The sequence below is a fragment of the Rhodococcus sp. ZPP genome (genome assembly GCF_017656075.1).
Classification (GTDB): Bacteria; Actinomycetota; Actinomycetes; order Mycobacteriales; family Mycobacteriaceae; genus Rhodococcus_F; species Rhodococcus_F oxybenzonivorans.
In genome coordinates this window covers 5,771,241-5,786,977 of record NZ_CP058638.1, presented here as the reverse complement: position 1 = coordinate 5,786,977, position 15,737 = coordinate 5,771,241, and the positions used below count along the sequence as shown (strand labels likewise).

The window sequence follows — 15,737 nt, the reverse complement described above, 5'->3', positions numbered from 1 at the left end:
CGTCATCGCCTCGCAGGCCGGCCGTTGCCGACGCCGATTCCACCGCGGTCGCGGCCGCCGTGTCCGCGGAACACCGCTGTGGTCGTGTTGGCCGGACGGGATGCGACGGTGACCCGCTCTCTACTGTCTGCCCCCGCCTCCGGCGCCGGCGTTGGGGGCGGGCTCGCCACACCGTCGAGTCGGCCGCGAGCAAGATCGACGTCGCTGGTGTACTTGAGCAGCGCGGCGAGGAGGATGTCGCGGATCGCCGACTGCGATGTGACCGCAACGCCGGTCGCCTTCAGCACCACCGCGGCGCGGGCGGCGTCGATGACCTCGGCGATGGACGGGCTCTTGCGTAACGGTAGTGCGCGCAGAGTCCGCGCCAGTTCGACGACATCGGCCGCGACGGCCGATTCCACCTCGGGCGCACGGGCGGTCACGATGTCCCGCTCACGTTCGGGGGTCGGGTAGTCGAGGTGGTAGTGGAGGCAGCGCCGTTTCAGGGCGGGCGAGAGCTCGCGAGTGTCGTTGGAGGTCAGGATGACCCACGGCGCCGAGCGGGCGGTGAACGTGCCGATCTCGGGAATGGTGACCTGTCCCTCGGCGAGAACTTCGAGCAGCAGCGCTTCCATCGATTCCTCGGTACGGTCCACCTCGTCGACGAGCAGCACCACTGGTTCCGGCGACAGGATCGCCTCGAGTAGGGGCCGTACCGACAGGAATGCTTCCGAGTACAGGCCGAAATCCTGCGCCGCCAGAAACCTCGACGCGTCGACGACGTCGTCGAACGCGGCCACCTGCTCACTGAGCCGATCGCGCAGCATCTGCACGTGCAGTAGTTGTTTGGCGTAATCCCACTCGTACAGTGCACGGTTGTCGTCGAGACCTTCGTAGCACTGCAACCGGACGAGCCTGCGGCCCGCGGCCTCCGCCAGGGACTTCGCCAGCTCCGTCTTCCCGACACCGGCGGGGCCCTCGAGGAGGAGAGGCCGGTCGAGCGCGGTCGCCAGGTGTACGACGACCGAGAACTCGTCGTCAGCGATGTAGTCGACTTCCCGCAGGGCTGCTTTCAGTTCGATTCCATCGGCGAAGCGGACATCCGCCAGGGATGGAGCGGTGTGCGGTGCGGTCATGGTGCGGCTTCCGTCCTTCGTCAGCAGTGTCGGTCGTGGGAACGCGTCCGGGGCGGGGCCAGGCTGAGACACGGGGCAAAGGCTGGGACACGCCCGCCCCGGACGCGAGTTCGGTGGAGCTAGTACGAGCTGTTGATCGCGTGGTCGACGACGGGCAGCATCGACTCGACCGTCACCTCACGGGGATTTCCGGGCGTGCACCAGTCACCCTGGATGTGCTCGGAGATGGCGCGGATGGTCTTCTCGTCGCCCCGGATGGTGTCGCCGCGGCCCTCGTACTTCTTGGTGTTCATCTGGTTCTTCTCGTACGAGTCGGTGCGGACCTGCCCGAAGTTGTCGGGGATACCGACGTCCTTGGCGAGCCGGATCGCGGCTTCGACGGCGGCGTCCGCGGCCTGCACCGTGGTGAGGTTCCGGGTGTCGACACCCAACGCCCCCGCCAACTGCGCGTAGCGCTCGTACCGCGAGGGAAGGTTGTACTCCCACACGCGGGGAAGGGCGATCGCGTTGTTCAAACCGTGGTGGCTGTCGAAGAACGCACTGACCGCGTGCGAGATGGAGTGCACGATGCCGAGACCACCGGAGTTGAATGCCTGCCCGGCGATGTACTGCGCGTTCATCATTCCCTCACGGGCCTTCAGGTTGCGCGGCTCGAACACCGCCTCCCGCAGGTTCTTCGCCACCAGCTCGACGGAGTAGAGCGCGTTGCCCAGAGACGGTGCGAAATCGAGACGGGACACGTAAGGCTCACTGCCGTGGGCGAGTACGTCGAATCCGCAGTAGGCCGTGAAGTGCTGGGGGCAGGTGTAGTACAAAAGCGGGTCGTCGATCGCCAGCGTCACGATGGTCGCCTCGTCGAAGCCGACCCACTTGTGCGGGTTGTTCATGTCGGACGTGTCGGTGATGACGTACGCCCACGAGGTTTCCGAACCGGTGCCGGCAGTGGTGGAGACGGCGATGTGCGGCGGGTTCTCCTTGTTGGTCGACTTCGCGAATCCCTCGAACTCGTTGATGTTGCGACCGTCGTGCGCGACCACCACTCGAGCACCCTTGGCCGCGTCGTGGCTGGAGCCACCTCCGACCGAGATGATCGAGTCGCACTTCTCCTTCTGATAGAGGGCCGCGGCCTCCATCACGTTGTAGTCCTTGGGATTCGACTCCACCTTGTCGTACAGCACCACCTCGACGCCCTGGTACTCGATCTTGCCGACCAGTTCCTCGATGATCCCCGAACCGCGCAGACCGGTGGTCATGAGCAGCGTCCTCTTGAACCCGAGGTTCTTCGCCTCCACTCCGATGATGTCGTGCGCGCCCACTCCCATCAGTGCCCGCGGGAAGGGGTGGAACTCCTTGATGGGGAAGTCCCAGATCTGGTTGAGCTCGATGGCCATGGCCGTCTCCTCGAAGTTGTCGGTGTCGAAACTGAGCTGCCGGTGGAAGGAAAACCGTCTGCCGGTGTGATCGGCGTCTCAGCTGAGATTCACTGTGACTCACTTCGGGCACTCGTCACAGACCTGCGGGCCCGAACCGTCCGACTGCGGCGCACGAACTCTCCGATCGGCCAGGTAGGCACGGGCCGAACCGGTCAGGGCGGCGCTCGTTACGCTGGAGCGACCCGCTAGTCAAAAACTAGAACCTGTTCTATATTTGAGGCAGATGCAGGAGCGTTTCGACGCTGCGAATCATGGAGAGGACTACACACGCGATGACGACTGTCGAGGTGCCGCACAGCTCACGATCAGCGGTGCTCACGGTGTCCGAAGTAGTCGAGGAAACGTCCGACTCCCGGTCGCTGGTCTTCGACGTCCCCGCCGACCTCACCGCCAAGTTCGCCTACAAACCGGGTCAATTCCTCACCCTGCGCATACCCAGTGACCGTACCGGCTCGGTCGCGCGGTGCTACTCGCTGGCCAGCTCACCGTTCAGCGACGACGCACCCAAGGTGACGGTCAAGCGCACCTCCGACGGGTACGGGTCCAACTGGCTCTGCGACCACGTCGCCGTCGGTGACACCCTCGAGGTGCTGCCGCCGTCGGGTGTGTTCACCCCGAAGTCCCTCGACCACGACTTCCTCCTGTTTGCCGCAGGCAGTGGCATCACGCCGGTGATCTCGATACTCAAGGCCGCCCTCACGGAAGGGTCCGGCAAGGTCGTACTCTTCTACGCCAACCGGGACGAGAAGTCGGTCATCTTCGCCGAAGAGTTGCGGGAACTCGCCGGCCGGTACCCGAGCCGCCTCGTGTCGATCCACTGGCTCGAGACCGTCCAGGGTCTGCCCTGCGTCGATCAGCTCGCGTCCGCTGTCGCGCCCTACGTCGGGCACGAGGCGTTCATGTGCGGACCGACTCCGTTCATGGACACCATCCACAAGGCACTTGCCGACGCCGGGATGCCGCGCACCCAGGTGCACGCCGAGGTGTTCAACTCACTCGCCGGTGACCCCTTCCGCGACGCCGATGTCGTCGAGGTCACCGACGACGAAGCGGCCGACGCCGCCACAGTGGAGGTCGAACTCGACGGGGAGGTCCACAATCTCAGCTGGCCCCGCAAGCAGACGCTGGTGGAGATCATGCTCGCCAAAGGTATCGACGTGCCCTATTCCTGCCAGGAGGGCGAGTGCGGATCGTGTGCCTGCACGGTACTCGAAGGTGAGGTCGAGATGGAGAACAGCGAGATCCTCGACCCGGAAGACATCGAGAGCGGCTACATCCTCGGCTGCCAGGCCCGGCCCGTCACGGACCATCTGAAGATCGAGTTCTGACACCCGTCGGCCGCGCCCCTCACTCCAGCCGGCCGAATCCGACCACTGCGGAGTCGCTCGACCAGTCGACGGTGTGCACGCGCACCCGGCCGAACTCGTTGCCTCCCACCGTCGTTGCAGTGTCACCGTCCACCGCGACGACGAAGTTGGTGTGCTGACCGACCCAACTGGTGTTGTCGTAGAGCACCACGTCGCCGACCGAGGGCCGGTATCCGCTACCGACCTCCTCGAACCGGGACTGCGATTCGTAGTACTCCTGCAGCGTGTACACCCCAGGAATGCGCCAATGTCCCGAATTGGGGTTCGACAGGGGCCGACCGGACTCTCGCATGATCCAGCTGACGAAGTCGGCACACCAGGGTTCCTCCACTCCCTCGGAGTAGAAGGTGCCCGGCCGCTGCCGGCTGTGCTCGGTTTCGAGCAGGTCGATGATCGTCGCCTGCTGCGGCGACAACGCGGACGTGTCCACGGTAGGGAAGTCTGCGGTGTCCCAGGGCAGGTAGCGCGTCGGCGCCCACCACCACACCCCGACTGCCAGCACGGCGGCGAGGGCAAGGACGCCGACGAGGACCGGCCCCGTACGGCGGCGGCGACGAGGGGCATCGGCGAGGGTCATGCCACCGAATGTAGCGGTATCGCGTACGGCACGGTCAGCGCTGCGCACGGTACGCGGCTCGCTCCGCGGCCGTCAGGTGCTCGCAGGCATAGCTGAGCGCGGTCCGGCCCATCACGGCGGCGTTGCGGTCGAGAAAATCGGTGAGCAGAGCGCGGTCGACCCGCTTCCCCACCTCCCGCAGCATCCACCCCGTCGCTTTCTGGGTCAGATCCCGTCGGTCACCGAGCACCCGCTGCGCCACCTCCAGCGTGGTCGACGCGTCCCCTCGCCGGATGAACGCAAACGTGCTGAGTAGAGCGACGCGTCGTCGCCACAGGTCGTCATCCGCCGCGAGTCGGAATATCAGGTCCCGTGGTTTCTCGACAAGCCAGGTGCCGAGGATGTGGTCGGCGGAGGAATCGACGAGGTCCCAGTTGTTGACGCGTCCGCGTAACACGAGGTCCACGTAGAAGCGGGCCACCTTCTCGACCACGGCGTCCTCGCCGGCGCGCGCTGCAGTCGTGCACTGGGACACCAGAATCAGCAGGCCGGCCAGACGGTGCTCGTGCACGGGGCTGTCGAGCAGGGTCTCGACCTCGGGCGGCTCGAGATCGCGGTGCCGGCGCACCACACCCCGGGTAGCCGGAACCCGCACACCGATGAATACGTCGCCCTCCCCGTATTCACCCGGTCCGGTCTTGAAAAAGCGCGCGGATCCCACAGCGACTTTCTCGTCTGCCAGTTCAGCGAGTGCTTGGATCACGTCGCGCGCAGTGGAGGTCACCAGCGCACTGTCCCACACGCCACCGACATCCTCGAGAGTGGTTACGAAATGGCTTTGACCAGCGGCTGACGTTACTGGACTGCAACGACGCAGATATTGATCGGGCGGTCAATCAGGCGTGTACTCGAGGTGGACACAATCCGTTCCGAGGAGGCTGGACATGAAGTCGTGGAGTCGCATGCAAGATATAGCGGCCATCGTGATCGGAGTCTTCGCGGCGCTCTCGCCGCTGTGGCTCGACACGAATAATGCCGCCCGTTGGTCCCTGATCGTGCTGGGCGCTCTCATAGCGCTGTCCGGTCTGGTCCACATGTTCCGTCCGGATTTCACGATGGCCGAATACGCCATGGGCATCTTCGGTGTTCTGCTGTTCCTCTCCCCCTGGGTGATGAACTTCGACGGACTCCGGGGAGCGTCGTGGACCGCGTGGGTGGTCGGCGTGCTCGCGGTGGTCGTGGCCGTCACGGCAATGCCGGTAATGAGTTCCCGGATGCACGGACACGGAGGGCTTGCCACCCATCACTGATCCGTGCCGCATACCGAGAACACCGATTCGAGCGGGGCGAAGGAACGTGGATCCGGCGATAGTCATCGCCGCCCCGGCCTTCGCCCCGCCGTTCACGTCCGGAAAAGGCTCATGCACGCACCTCATCTCGGAATACCCGGCGTTCCCCCACCCCGCAAAGGACGGCGACGGCGCAGCGCGAAGATCGATGGCGATGCCCGGGAGCTGATCCTCGACGCCGCCGAATCCCTCATTGCGACACACGGATTCGACGCCACATCCACCGCCTCCATCGCCTCGGCCGCCCACGTCCCGAAAGGCTTGGTGTTCTACTATTTTCCGGCCAAGACCGACATCCTCCTGGCGTTGCTGTCCGAGAGGCTGCCCACCGAACCGTTTCGTGACGTCAGTCCCCTCGTGAGTCCTGGTGATCCGGCGGCGAGCCTGGTGAACCTCGATACCGCGTTGAATCTGCGCGACCACCACTCGTCGGTGATGCGGGTGATCATCTGGCGCGAGGCCGAGACCCACCCGGATGTTCGCGCTCATCTGCGGCGGTTCCGCGATTACCTCAGAGATATCACCGAACGGCTCCTGCAGGCGAGTTCGCCGTATCCGGTGCAACCGGGCACGTTGCGTGCGTGCGCAACGGCCTGGGTGGCAGCCATGTTCTCGATGGCGGGCAATGACCGTCTCCATGACCTCGACGACCTACCACGTAGGTACGGCGACGAATTGGACAATGTGGCGCGCGTGGTGGCCGCCGGGATGGTTCAGCTGGGTTGAGACGCGCCCGCTGTGAGTAGTCGGCCGACCGGAAACGCACGCGCGCTCTCGGGGAGGCTGCCGGGTCGACCACTCAGGTAGACCTCGACGGAGCCGGCACGAGCGTGGTGTGCCCCTTGAGCGTCACCCGCCTCACCGAGTGCATCGATGCGGCGAATGGTCTGCGCCGCTACCGCTTCCGCGCTGTCGAACAAGTGCACTCCCGCGGGGAGACTTGCCGCGATCTCGTCCGCCACCAGTGGGTAGTGCGTGCATCCCAGCACCACTGCCCCGACATCGTCGGGGGTGCGCGCTGCGGCCGAAGCAATGGCTGCTGTGGCCGCCCCTCGCTCGCCCCGGTCGATGGCCTCGGCCAGCCCGTGACAGGCAATGCTCACCACGGAACTTCCGTTGCCGAAACGCTCGATCAGATCGGCCTGGTACCGGCTCGCAGTGGTGGCCGCTGTCGCCCAGATCGCAACCGAGTCACAGGCAGCGGCCGCGGGCTTGATCGCCGGCACCGTACCGATCACCGGGACACCCGGTCCGACCAACTCCCGCACGTGTTCCAGTGCGGTGACACTTGCCGTGTTGCACGGCAGCACGATCACCTGTGCACCGCGGTCGAGGCAGCGCTGCGCGGTCTCGAGGACCCGATCGATCACCCACTGTTCCGGTTTGGGGCCCCACGGCGCTCCATCCGGATCGAGGGCGAGCATCAGGTTCAGCTCCGGCCGCTTCGTGCGTAGCCACAACGCAGTGGGCAGCATCCCCAGGCCCGAGTCGATGAGCGCAACAATCACCGGTCGAATCTATCGCGTCCTCGCGAACCGCCCTACGCCGACGCGGCCTCGAGAACCTCACCGATGGGTGTACCGGCGGCGATCTTGGCCCGCATTTTCATCACCGCTCCTGCCATCCCGGCGCCGACGACTCCCGACAGGATGCCGTCGCGCTCGTAGTACGCGAGGAACTTACGTCCGTCGTCCTTGACCACGTGCACCACGTCGGTGCCCGCCACGGCGCCCAATGCCTGGATCTTGAGGTCGTACTGGTCGCTCCAGAAGTACGGCACGTGCGCCGCGGGACTTCCACTCCCCGTCCCGGTCAACGCACCGGCAAGAAGCTTGGCCTGCTCGCCGGCATTACTCCAGTGCTCGACGCGCTTGCGGCCGCCCACCTGCAGCTGCCACGCGGCCACGTCGCCGACGGCCCACACGTGCGGAACCGCTGTCCGGCCGACATCGTCGCAGACCACGCCGTTGTCCAGTTCGACCCCCGCCCCCTCGAGCCAACCGGTGACCGGCACCGAGCCGACACCGATCGCGACGACGTCGGCGGTCACCTCGCTGCCGTCACCGAGCACTGCCCCGGTGACCCGATCTGTCCCGGTCAACGACTGCAGGCCGACCCCGGCCCGGAGATCGACGCCCTCGTCCACGTGCAGTCGCGCCACCAGGCCACCGATCTTCTCGCCCAGGATCGACGCGAGCGGTGTCGGTTGCGGCTCGACGAGCACCACCTCCAGCCCACCGGCCCGCATGCTGGCCGCGAGTTCGCAACCGATGAAACCGGCGCCCACGATCAGCGCACGCCGGGCATCGGCCATGTCCGATCGCAGCGCGAGACACTCGTCGATGGATCGGAGAACGTGGATGCCGGCCAGTTCCGGTAGACCGGGGATGCGGCGTGGCACGAGTCCGGTGGCGATGACCAGTTCGTCGTAGGCCACCTCGGAGCCGTCCGCGAGTCTCAGGATGCGGGATTCCGGATCGAGAGAGGCCGCTTCGACACCGAGCCGCAGTTCGATGTTCTTCTCGTCGAAGAATTCCCGCGGCTTGAGCGTGGTGTCGCTCTTCTCGCCGCGCACCACCTCCTTCGACAGCGGCGGCCGGTCGTAGGGCAGGTGTGGCTCACCGCCCAGAAGTACCAGGTCACCCGCGTAGCCCGCCCGCCGGAGTTCCTCAGCTGTGCGCAGGCCTGCCAGACCCGCTCCTACGATGACGATCTTCTGCACTGTCCCGTACCCGCCCAATCTGCCGACGCGACCCACATGATCGCCATCACATTCCGTGCACCAGTCATATCAAATGCTCACGGGTCAGAGATCGGCGATGGCCTCGAGCGGGCGGGTGCGTGCTGCCCGGCTCGCGGGCCACAACGCTGCCAGCACCCCGACCACGCCGGATCCGAGGAGCATGGCGGTGACCTGCCCCCACGGCACCGTCACCTGCTCGAGCCCCTGATCCTTCAACGTGCTCACGAAGCCCCACCCGAAAGCGATTCCGAGCAACACCCCGACCGCGGCACCGAACACCGCGATGAGCATCGACTCCAGATAGATGGTGCGACGCATCTGCGCACGCTGCATTCCGACGGCCCGGAGCATGCCGATCTCACGGCGTCGTTCCACCACGGACAGGGCGAGCGTGTTGATGATTCCCAGGATCGCGATCACGACGGCCAGGGCGAGCAGTCCGTAGAGGATGGCGAGGAGGGTGTCGATTTGAGCACCCTGTGTTCCCTTGAACTGCTCTCGGTCCTGTACCTGAACCACGACGAACTGTTTGGTCGCGGCCTCGAGGTCGGACCGTAGTTGCGTCAGGTCGGTTCCCGGCTTCGCGTCGATCAGCACCGTGAAGGCCGGCAGGGTTGCGGCGGGCATCACCTGGCGATACACGTCGTCGGACACCACCCACTCCCCGATCAGCTGGTTGTCCTCGAACACTCCCGCCACCTCCGCGTCGACGACCTTGCCGTCGGCGCTCTTCATCGGAACCGTCGAACCGAGCGTCCAGCCCTTGTCCGTGGCCGCTGTCTGGGAGACCAGCAGGTGATTGGCCGTGAGGTCGGCGGCGCCCTCGACGAGGGTGTAGTCGAGCACCCCGTCGATGGGACCTTCGAGTGAGGCGCCCTGCTCTGGTTCGTCGTCGACCGTGACGGACACGGGGTGCAGAGCGGTGGCACTCTGGACGCTGTCGAGGTTCCGGACGGCGCGCGCCGCGCCGGACGGGACACCGATCTGGTTGGGTCCGGTGAGGATGTAGTCGGCGGTCACTCCCACGTCGACGAGCTGATTGACGCCCGTTTTGGCCGAAGATCCGAATACGCCGATCACCGAAACGAGCATCAGTCCCAGCGTGAGGGCGAACGCAGTCGCGGCCGTGCGCCGGGGATTGCGGACGGCGTTGGTGCGTGCGAGCCTGCCGATCGGCCCGAACGGTTTCGCGAGGACGGCGCCGAGTGCACCGACCACCGGCCGGGACAGTGCAGGTGCGGCGAACAGCACGGCAAGGATCAGGCCCAGGGCACCGATACCCACCACTGCGGCCGCACCGCCTCCCGTCCCTCGCGAACCGACGACGAGGCCCACCACACCGAGCGCGCCGAGCACCGCACCGACGATCGTCCGGATCCGCAGCGAATCCCCGGTGGACGCGAATTCCTCACGCATCGCCGCCACGGGCGGAACCTTGGCCGCCCGACGGGCCGGTGCGTATGCGCTGACCGTCGTGACGACGACCCCGATCACCAGGGCGACGAGGATGGTCCGTGGTGCGACCTGGAGCGGTCCCTCGGGCAGGCCGAGGTCGAACGCGTTGAGCACTGTGCGCAGACCGTAAGCCAGGCCGATCCCGGCGGCGATTCCGATCGCACTGCCGATCACTCCCACGACGAGTGCTTCGAAGACCACCGACCGGCCGACCTGCTGACGGCTGGCTCCGATTGCACGAAGCAGGGCCAGCTCGCGCAGTCGCTGAGCGACGATCATCGAGAACGTGTTGTAGATGATGAAGGTGCCCACCAGAAGGGCGATTGCTCCGAATGCCAGCAGGAAATAGTTGACGAAACTCAGTGCCTCCGAGATTTCGGCCTTGGTCTCCTCGCGCACCTCGTCGCCCGTCTGCACCTGGGCATCGGGGAGGGCCGCCGCGATCCGGTCCCGCAGATCAGTCTGCGACAGACCGGTTCCGGCGACATCGAGGTACTCGACGTGCTCGCCGTCGGTGAACAGCTCACGCGCCTGGGAGTCCACGAACGTGGCGCTGAGGAAGCCACCGGTGTCGTTGCCCGTGGAATAGATGCCGGACACCGTCACGTCCACCATGCCGCGGGCAGGGACCAGGACCTTCGTGGTGTCGCCGACGGTGAGACCGGCGCGTTCGGCGGCGCTCGCGTTGACCGCGATCTGGCCCACCTGGGCCGGCGGAGTGCCCTCGAGGTACTCGTCGGCCTCACCGAGCGCCTGGTCGGGCGGCAGGTAGGACTCCCCGACGCTCGGCGCTCCCCCGGTCTGCACGGCAGCACCGTCGGAGCCGATGAGCACGATTTGTCCGCTGACCGAGGGCGCCACCTTGCGGACTCCGTCGACCGCGACGACCGTGTCCACGTCCGCGAGTGGAATACCGCGCGAGTTCTCCTCGGCGCTCGACACCCGGACGTCGACGCCCTGGGCGGTGTTCTCGAAAATCGAATCGAAGGTCTTCTGGAGTGTGTCGGTGAAGACGAAAGACCCGGCGACGAAGGCGGTGCCGAGGACGACGGAGAGGACGGTCAGGGCGAGCCGCACCTTGTGGGCGGCGAGATTGCGCAGCGAAACCTTGCGCATGGGAGCGCGAGAGGTGGACGCCATACCGTCAGACCACCGCGTCCGTGGCGAGTGCATGGGCGCCGCCGGATACCGATGCCGGCTCGTCGAGCCGCTTCATCGTGTCCAGGACCGAATCGGCGGTCGGATCTCTCAACTCGTCGACGATCTTCCCGTCGGCGAGGAACACCACCCGGTCGGCGTACGCTGCCGCGCGCGGATCGTGCGTAACGATCACGACCGTCTGGTGGAACTCGTCGACCGCCGCACGGAGGATGGACAGCACCTCCCCCGAAGACTTCGAGTCGAGGTTTCCGGTGGGCTCGTCACCGAAGATGATCTCCGGCTGTCCGGCGAGCGCCCTGGCACACGCCACCCGCTGCTGCTGTCCGCCGGACAACTCGCCGGGGCGATGCCCGAGGCGGTCCTGCAGACCCAGTTTGTCCAGCACGTTGTTCAACCACACCGCGTCGGGCGCACGGCCCGCGATGTCGAGCGGGAGGGTGATGTTCTCGAGAGCGGTGAGGGTCGGCACCAGGTTGAACGCCTGGAAGACGAACCCGATGCGGTCACGGCGCAGCTGCGTCATCTGCTTGTCCGACAGCGTCGTCAGCTCGGTGTCGCCGATGAGCACCGAACCCGAACTGGCCGAGTCCAACCCGGCGAGGCAATGCATCAACGTCGACTTACCGGACCCGGAGGGGCCCATGATCGCAGTGAACTCACCACGGGCGAACTCCGCCGATACCGCGCTGAGCGCGTGGACCTGGGTGTCGCCGGTGCCGTAGGTCTTCGACAGCTCGACAGCACGGGCAGCGACAGCGGGGGCATGCGTGCTCATGATCGCCTTTCGTTTCTTCTGTGACGGCCCCACCCCGTGGTGACGGGTCGGGCCGGCGCGCGGGGCGCACTCCACCATCTTGTCGAGAGGTGGGTCGGGCCGCCATCGGGGACCACCCTGATCTTTGGCGGACGACGATCGTGGACCGGCACCGCGGAAACCTGAGCAGCGCGAGAGGCGGACTGAGAGAATTCGGACACACCGGCGCGAAGGAGAAGCTCATGACCACCGAGTCCCCGAAGCCGAGAGCAGGCGCGCGATTCGTCGACGCCTTCCTCCAGTCGCCCTTCGCCGGGCTGACTCCGTGGATCGTGATGTCGCTGCTGTCGGGTCCGGGACGATTCGAGGAATCGGTCGCCGCCGCTCTCGCGTTGTCGATCCTGTTCCTGTTTCTCAGCCATCGCCGGGGTGGAGCCCTCAAACCCCTCGAAGTGTTCGACATCGTCTACTTCGGCTGCCTCGCCGCTATCGGACTGTTCGCCTCCGACACCGTGATCACGTGGCTGGAGACGTGGTCGGGTGAAATGTCGAGCCTTGCGCTGGTCGTTTTCGCGTTCGGCTCACTACTTCTGCGCAACCCGTTCACCCTGCCGTATGCGAAAGAGACTACGCCTGAGGAGTATTGGAGCTCACCGCTCTTCCTGGCGATCAACCAGCGCATCACACTGGTGTGGGCCCTGTCGTTCACGGTATCGGCGGCGGCCGGGCTGTTCGGCGACGCGGTGCTGCGGCAGCCGGACAACTTCTGGACGGGCTGGATCATTCCGATCGGGGCGTTGCTGTTCGCGCTGTCCTTCACCGAGTGGTATCCGGATGTGGCGACTGCGCGGGCGCCGCGGGAACCCGGAGAACCGGAAGAAGTGGCACCACCGCTCCTGAAACTGTTCGAGTTCCTGCCACCGTTCCTGATGGGCGTGGGCATCGCCATGCTCGTCACCGACAATGACCCGGACTGGCTGGCGATCGCGCTCATCGTGGTCGGAATAGTCGCCGGCGCCGCGTTTCGCCGCACCGGCGCACGCAGGCCGGCCGCTTCCGCCGGGTGAGGGCAAAACCGTCCTGAGCCGTCCCCCGGCCACTAACCTTGTGACTGATGTCACACAGGAGAGGTGGGCGCATGTCGGACGCCGCGAACGGAATCATCTTCGACCGGCTCGCGCACTGGGCGCAGTTCCGACCGAACGCCATCGCCGTGCAGTTCCAGGATCGCGCGTACACGTGGTCGGAATGGCGCGACCGCATTCTGCAGATCGCCGGAGCTCTGGCGGAAGGAGGAATACGGCAGGGAGACACGGTCGCTTTTCTCGACAAGAATCACCTCTCCTGCTTGGAGGTGACCTACGCGGCGGGTGTGCTCGGGGCGGCCACCGCGGTTCCCAACTGGCGGCTCGCCGGCGAGGAACTCGACTACGTGATCAACGACTGCCGTGCCCGAATCCTCTTTGTCGGGAACGAGTTTCTGCAACAGGTCATGGCGCTGCGCGATCGGATGACCGGTATCGAGCAATTCATCACCGTCGGTGGCGAGCACGACGAATTCGAGCCGTGGTTGACGGAGGCGTCCCCGTTGTGGCGGCCGCCCGTCGTGGATCCCGAGTCGACGACGTTGATTCTCTACAGCTCCGGAACCACCGGTAAGCCGAAGGGGGTGCAGCTGACGCACCGCAACCTGAACGCCCACAACGTCGACGCGCTCGCCGTGCTTCCCGCCCGGGAGGACGACTGCTTCCTCGTCGCGATGCCACTCTTCCACGTCGGTGGTAGTTGCTACGCGATCATGGGAATCCACGCCGGCGCTCGATGCCATGTCGCGCGGGATGCCGATGCCCCGTCACTGTTCGCAGGTCTTGCCGCCGGAGCCACTATCGCGTTCCTCGTTCCACCGGTGATCGCGGGCGTCCTGGCCGCAGGCGAACAGGCCGTCGCCGCGTTCGGCGCGCTCCGCCGCATCACGTACGGAGCGGCGCCGATGCCACTGCCGCTACTCCGGAGCGCGTTGGCTGCTTGGCCCAGGACGGAATTCGTCCAGGTGTACGGGATGACCGAATGCGCCGGTGTCGTCACAGCCCTCCTCCCCGAGGTGCACCGCGACGAAACGCAGGTCGAACGCATGGCGTCGGCGGGACAGCCGATCCCCGGCGTGGAGATGCGCATCGTGGACCCGGTCACCACCCGGGACGTCGCCCCCGGGGAAACCGGCGAATTATGGTGGCGCACTGAACAGCGGACACCGGGCTATCTCGGCAAACCCGAGGCGACGGCCGAGGCGATCACCGCCGACGGGTGGCTCCGCAGCGGCGACATGGGACGCGCAGACGCGGACGGATTCGTCTACATCGAGGACCGCCTCAAGGACATGATCATCACCGGCGGCGAAAACGTCTACTCGCCCGAGATCGAGCGGGTGCTGGTCGAACACCCGGCGGTGGCGGAGGTGGCGGTGATCGGTGTGCCCGACGAGCATTGGGGCGAAACTGTGAAGGCGATCGTCGTCCCCGTCGAGGGAACCGTCGCCGACCCGGACGAGCTGATCCACTACACCCACCAGCGTCTGGCAAAGTTCAAATGCCCGACCAGCATCGACGTCGTCGAGATGCTGCCGCGCAATCCGACGGGGAAAATCCTCAAACGGGAACTACGTGCACCGTACTGGAAGGACCGCAGCCACAAGCTTGTGTGAGCACCGTCCATACTGGAGTCGTGACCGGTCGATGCCCCTGCCTGTTCGGTGAGCCGTACGACGACTGCTGCGGACGGTTCCACCGCGGCGAGGCCACCGCCCCGACCGCCGAGCGGCTCATGCGGTCCCGTTTCAGCGCCTTCGCCGTCCTCGACGCCGGCTATCTCCTGGCAACCTGGCATCCGAGCACCCGGCCTGACGACCTCGACCTCGACCCCGCGCAGCGGTGGACCCGGCTCGACATCCTCGGGTCGAGCGGCGGAGGACTCCTCGACACCGCCGGCACTGTCGAGTTCCGGGCCCATTTCGTATTGGACGGCGAGCGCGGCTCGCTCCACGAGAACAGCCGTTTCGTCCGCGTGGACGGTCGCTGGCTGTATCTCGACGCACATGCGGCGCCGGGGCGGCGGCTCCCGCGTGTCTGATCGCCCCCGGCTTACGATCGAAACATGAACAACCACCGGATCGGCCCCGTCGCCGTCTTCGCCGCCTGCGCGCTGGCCCTGACACTCACCGGATGTTCGGAGTCGAACTCCGCCAGCAGTGTCGCGGCGACGTCACCCGCCGCCGCGGCGACCACGAGCACCGCACTCGAACCCGACGCATCGACGGTCCCGACCGACGCGTCGCCGAAGTCGTCCGAGGCGTCCGGTCCGGCGAAACTGACGGTGACCGACATCCGGATCGGTCGGCACGAGGGCTTCGATCGAGTGGTCTACGAACTCGGCGGAACGGGCACGCCGGGCTGGCGGGTCGAGTACGTCGACGAGGCCGTCCAGGACGGCAGCGGCAGGTCGATCCCGATGTCGGGCAACGGAATTCTCCAAGTGCTGATCGACGGCTCCGCATATCCCTTCGACAGCGGCGTGGAAGGGTATGCCGGTCCGAACCCATTGCCCGGGGAGCCCGGCGGGGTAGTGACCGAGGTCAACGGTGCCCTCGTCTTCGAAGGTGTCACCCAATCGTTCATCGGCGTGACGCGCCCCGACAGGCCGTTTACGGTGTCGAGTTTGTCGGGACCGACGAGGGTGGTCGTCGACATCGCGAGGTAGGAAGCACGCTCGGCACCCCAGCGCTTGACCTCGAGTTCGGTTCAGGTTCTA

The 15,737-nt window shown here is 66.2% G+C and carries 15 protein-coding genes; 7 read left to right on the top strand and 8 right to left on the bottom strand.

The annotated features are described in order from the left end of the window. Positions 1 to 2 precede the first annotated feature (2 nt). The gene (locus tag HYG77_RS26680) at positions 3 to 1,115 is read right to left on the bottom strand and encodes a MoxR family ATPase (protein ID WP_109331715.1); all 1,113 of its coding nucleotides are present in this window, start codon (positions 1,113 to 1,115) and stop codon (positions 3 to 5) included. A 119-nt stretch (positions 1,116 to 1,234) separates the two neighbouring features. Beyond that, a complete protein-coding gene (gene mdo / locus HYG77_RS26675) occupies positions 1,235 to 2,506 on the bottom strand; it encodes an NDMA-dependent methanol dehydrogenase (RefSeq protein ID WP_109331718.1) in 1,272 nt (423 codons plus the stop codon). Between the two features lie 314 nt (positions 2,507 to 2,820). On the opposite strand from mdo, the gene HYG77_RS26670 reads away from it, so the two are divergent. Then, a complete protein-coding gene (locus HYG77_RS26670) occupies positions 2,821 to 3,876 on the top strand; it encodes a ferredoxin--NADP reductase (RefSeq protein ID WP_109331719.1) in 1,056 nt (351 codons plus the stop codon). Positions 3,877 to 3,895: 19 nt separating this feature from the next. On the opposite strand, the gene HYG77_RS26665 is transcribed toward HYG77_RS26670, so the two are convergent. Next, a complete protein-coding gene (locus HYG77_RS26665) occupies positions 3,896 to 4,492 on the bottom strand; it encodes a CHAP domain-containing protein (protein ID WP_109335234.1) in 597 nt (198 codons plus the stop codon). Positions 4,493 to 4,526: 34 nt separating this feature from the next. Further along, positions 4,527 to 5,258 carry a DNA alkylation repair protein gene (locus HYG77_RS26660; protein ID WP_208963533.1) on the bottom strand — a complete coding sequence of 244 codons (732 nt, stop codon included), beginning with the start codon at positions 5,256 to 5,258 and terminating at the stop codon, positions 4,527 to 4,529. 157 nt (positions 5,259 to 5,415) lie between these two features. Between HYG77_RS26660 and HYG77_RS26655 the strand changes: the two genes are divergently transcribed. Together HYG77_RS26655 and HYG77_RS26650 are read left to right on the top strand one after the other, a co-directional pair. Next, positions 5,416 to 5,781: an SPW repeat protein gene (locus HYG77_RS26655; RefSeq protein ID WP_201453447.1), complete on the top strand. Its 366-nt coding sequence runs from the start codon at positions 5,416 to 5,418 to the stop codon at positions 5,779 to 5,781. Positions 5,782 to 5,892: 111 nt separating this feature from the next. Then, positions 5,893 to 6,546, top strand: coding sequence for a TetR/AcrR family transcriptional regulator (locus tag HYG77_RS26650; RefSeq protein ID WP_208961152.1), 654 nt, complete (start codon positions 5,893 to 5,895; stop codon positions 6,544 to 6,546). On the opposite strand, the gene HYG77_RS26645 is transcribed toward HYG77_RS26650, so the two are convergent. The 4 genes from HYG77_RS26645 to HYG77_RS26630 form a co-directional block, all read right to left on the bottom strand. Continuing rightward, a complete protein-coding gene (locus tag HYG77_RS26645; protein WP_109331723.1) occupies positions 6,534 to 7,328 on the bottom strand; it encodes an aspartate/glutamate racemase family protein in 795 nt (264 codons plus the stop codon). The genes HYG77_RS26650 and HYG77_RS26645 overlap by 13 nt on opposite strands. Before the next feature lie 32 nt (positions 7,329 to 7,360). Beyond that, positions 7,361 to 8,542 (bottom strand): FAD-dependent oxidoreductase, encoded by a 1,182-nt coding sequence (locus HYG77_RS26640; protein WP_208961151.1) that lies wholly within the window; start codon positions 8,540 to 8,542, stop codon positions 7,361 to 7,363. Positions 8,543 to 8,626: 84 nt separating this feature from the next. Then, the gene (locus tag HYG77_RS26635) at positions 8,627 to 11,158 is read right to left on the bottom strand and encodes an FtsX-like permease family protein (RefSeq protein WP_208961150.1); all 2,532 of its coding nucleotides are present in this window, start codon (positions 11,156 to 11,158) and stop codon (positions 8,627 to 8,629) included. 4 nt (positions 11,159 to 11,162) lie between these two features. After that, positions 11,163 to 11,954 carry an ABC transporter ATP-binding protein gene (locus HYG77_RS26630; protein WP_109331726.1) on the bottom strand — a complete coding sequence of 264 codons (792 nt, stop codon included), beginning with the start codon at positions 11,952 to 11,954 and terminating at the stop codon, positions 11,163 to 11,165. A gap of 221 nt (positions 11,955 to 12,175) precedes the next feature. On the opposite strand from HYG77_RS26630, the gene HYG77_RS26625 reads away from it, so the two are divergent. The 4 genes from HYG77_RS26625 to HYG77_RS26610 all read left to right on the top strand — a co-directional run bounded on the left by HYG77_RS26625 (position 12,176) and on the right by HYG77_RS26610 (position 15,686). Then, positions 12,176 to 13,000 (top strand): hypothetical protein, encoded by an 825-nt coding sequence (locus HYG77_RS26625; protein ID WP_208961149.1) that lies wholly within the window; start codon positions 12,176 to 12,178, stop codon positions 12,998 to 13,000. Positions 13,001 to 13,071: 71 nt separating this feature from the next. Further along, positions 13,072 to 14,634, top strand: coding sequence for a long-chain-fatty-acid--CoA ligase (locus HYG77_RS26620; protein ID WP_208961148.1), 1,563 nt, complete (start codon positions 13,072 to 13,074; stop codon positions 14,632 to 14,634). Next, positions 14,631 to 15,059 carry a YchJ family protein gene (locus tag HYG77_RS26615; protein WP_208961147.1) on the top strand — a complete coding sequence of 143 codons (429 nt, stop codon included), beginning with the start codon at positions 14,631 to 14,633 and terminating at the stop codon, positions 15,057 to 15,059. The genes HYG77_RS26620 and HYG77_RS26615 overlap by 4 nt, the downstream gene beginning before the upstream one ends. A 24-nt stretch (positions 15,060 to 15,083) precedes the next feature. Next, positions 15,084 to 15,686 (top strand): hypothetical protein, encoded by a 603-nt coding sequence (locus HYG77_RS26610; RefSeq protein WP_208961146.1) that lies wholly within the window; start codon positions 15,084 to 15,086, stop codon positions 15,684 to 15,686. Positions 15,687 to 15,737 lie beyond the last annotated feature (51 nt).

Excerpts from the sequence above, each read along its gene's own strand:
- HYG77_RS26680 (WP_109331715.1), bottom strand. The coding sequence starts at position 1,115 with ATGACCGCACCGCACACCGCTCCATCCCTGGCGGATGTCCGCTTCGCC.
- mdo (WP_109331718.1), bottom strand. The coding sequence starts at position 2,506 with ATGGCCATCGAGCTCAACCAGATCTGGGACTTCCCCATCAAGGAGTTC.
- HYG77_RS26670 (WP_109331719.1), top strand. The coding sequence starts at position 2,821 with ATGACGACTGTCGAGGTGCCGCACAGCTCACGATCAGCGGTGCTCACG.
- HYG77_RS26665 (WP_109335234.1), bottom strand. The coding sequence starts at position 4,492 with ATGACCCTCGCCGATGCCCCTCGTCGCCGCCGCCGTACGGGGCCGGTC.
- HYG77_RS26655 (WP_201453447.1), top strand. The coding sequence starts at position 5,416 with ATGAAGTCGTGGAGTCGCATGCAAGATATAGCGGCCATCGTGATCGGA.
- HYG77_RS26650 (WP_208961152.1), top strand. The coding sequence starts at position 5,893 with ATGCACGCACCTCATCTCGGAATACCCGGCGTTCCCCCACCCCGCAAA.
- HYG77_RS26635 (WP_208961150.1), bottom strand. The coding sequence starts at position 11,158 with ATGGCGTCCACCTCTCGCGCTCCCATGCGCAAGGTTTCGCTGCGCAAT.
- HYG77_RS26630 (WP_109331726.1), bottom strand. The coding sequence starts at position 11,954 with ATGAGCACGCATGCCCCCGCTGTCGCTGCCCGTGCTGTCGAGCTGTCG.
- HYG77_RS26625 (WP_208961149.1), top strand. The coding sequence starts at position 12,176 with ATGACCACCGAGTCCCCGAAGCCGAGAGCAGGCGCGCGATTCGTCGAC.
- HYG77_RS26620 (WP_208961148.1), top strand. The coding sequence starts at position 13,072 with ATGTCGGACGCCGCGAACGGAATCATCTTCGACCGGCTCGCGCACTGG.
- HYG77_RS26610 (WP_208961146.1), top strand. The coding sequence starts at position 15,084 with ATGAACAACCACCGGATCGGCCCCGTCGCCGTCTTCGCCGCCTGCGCG.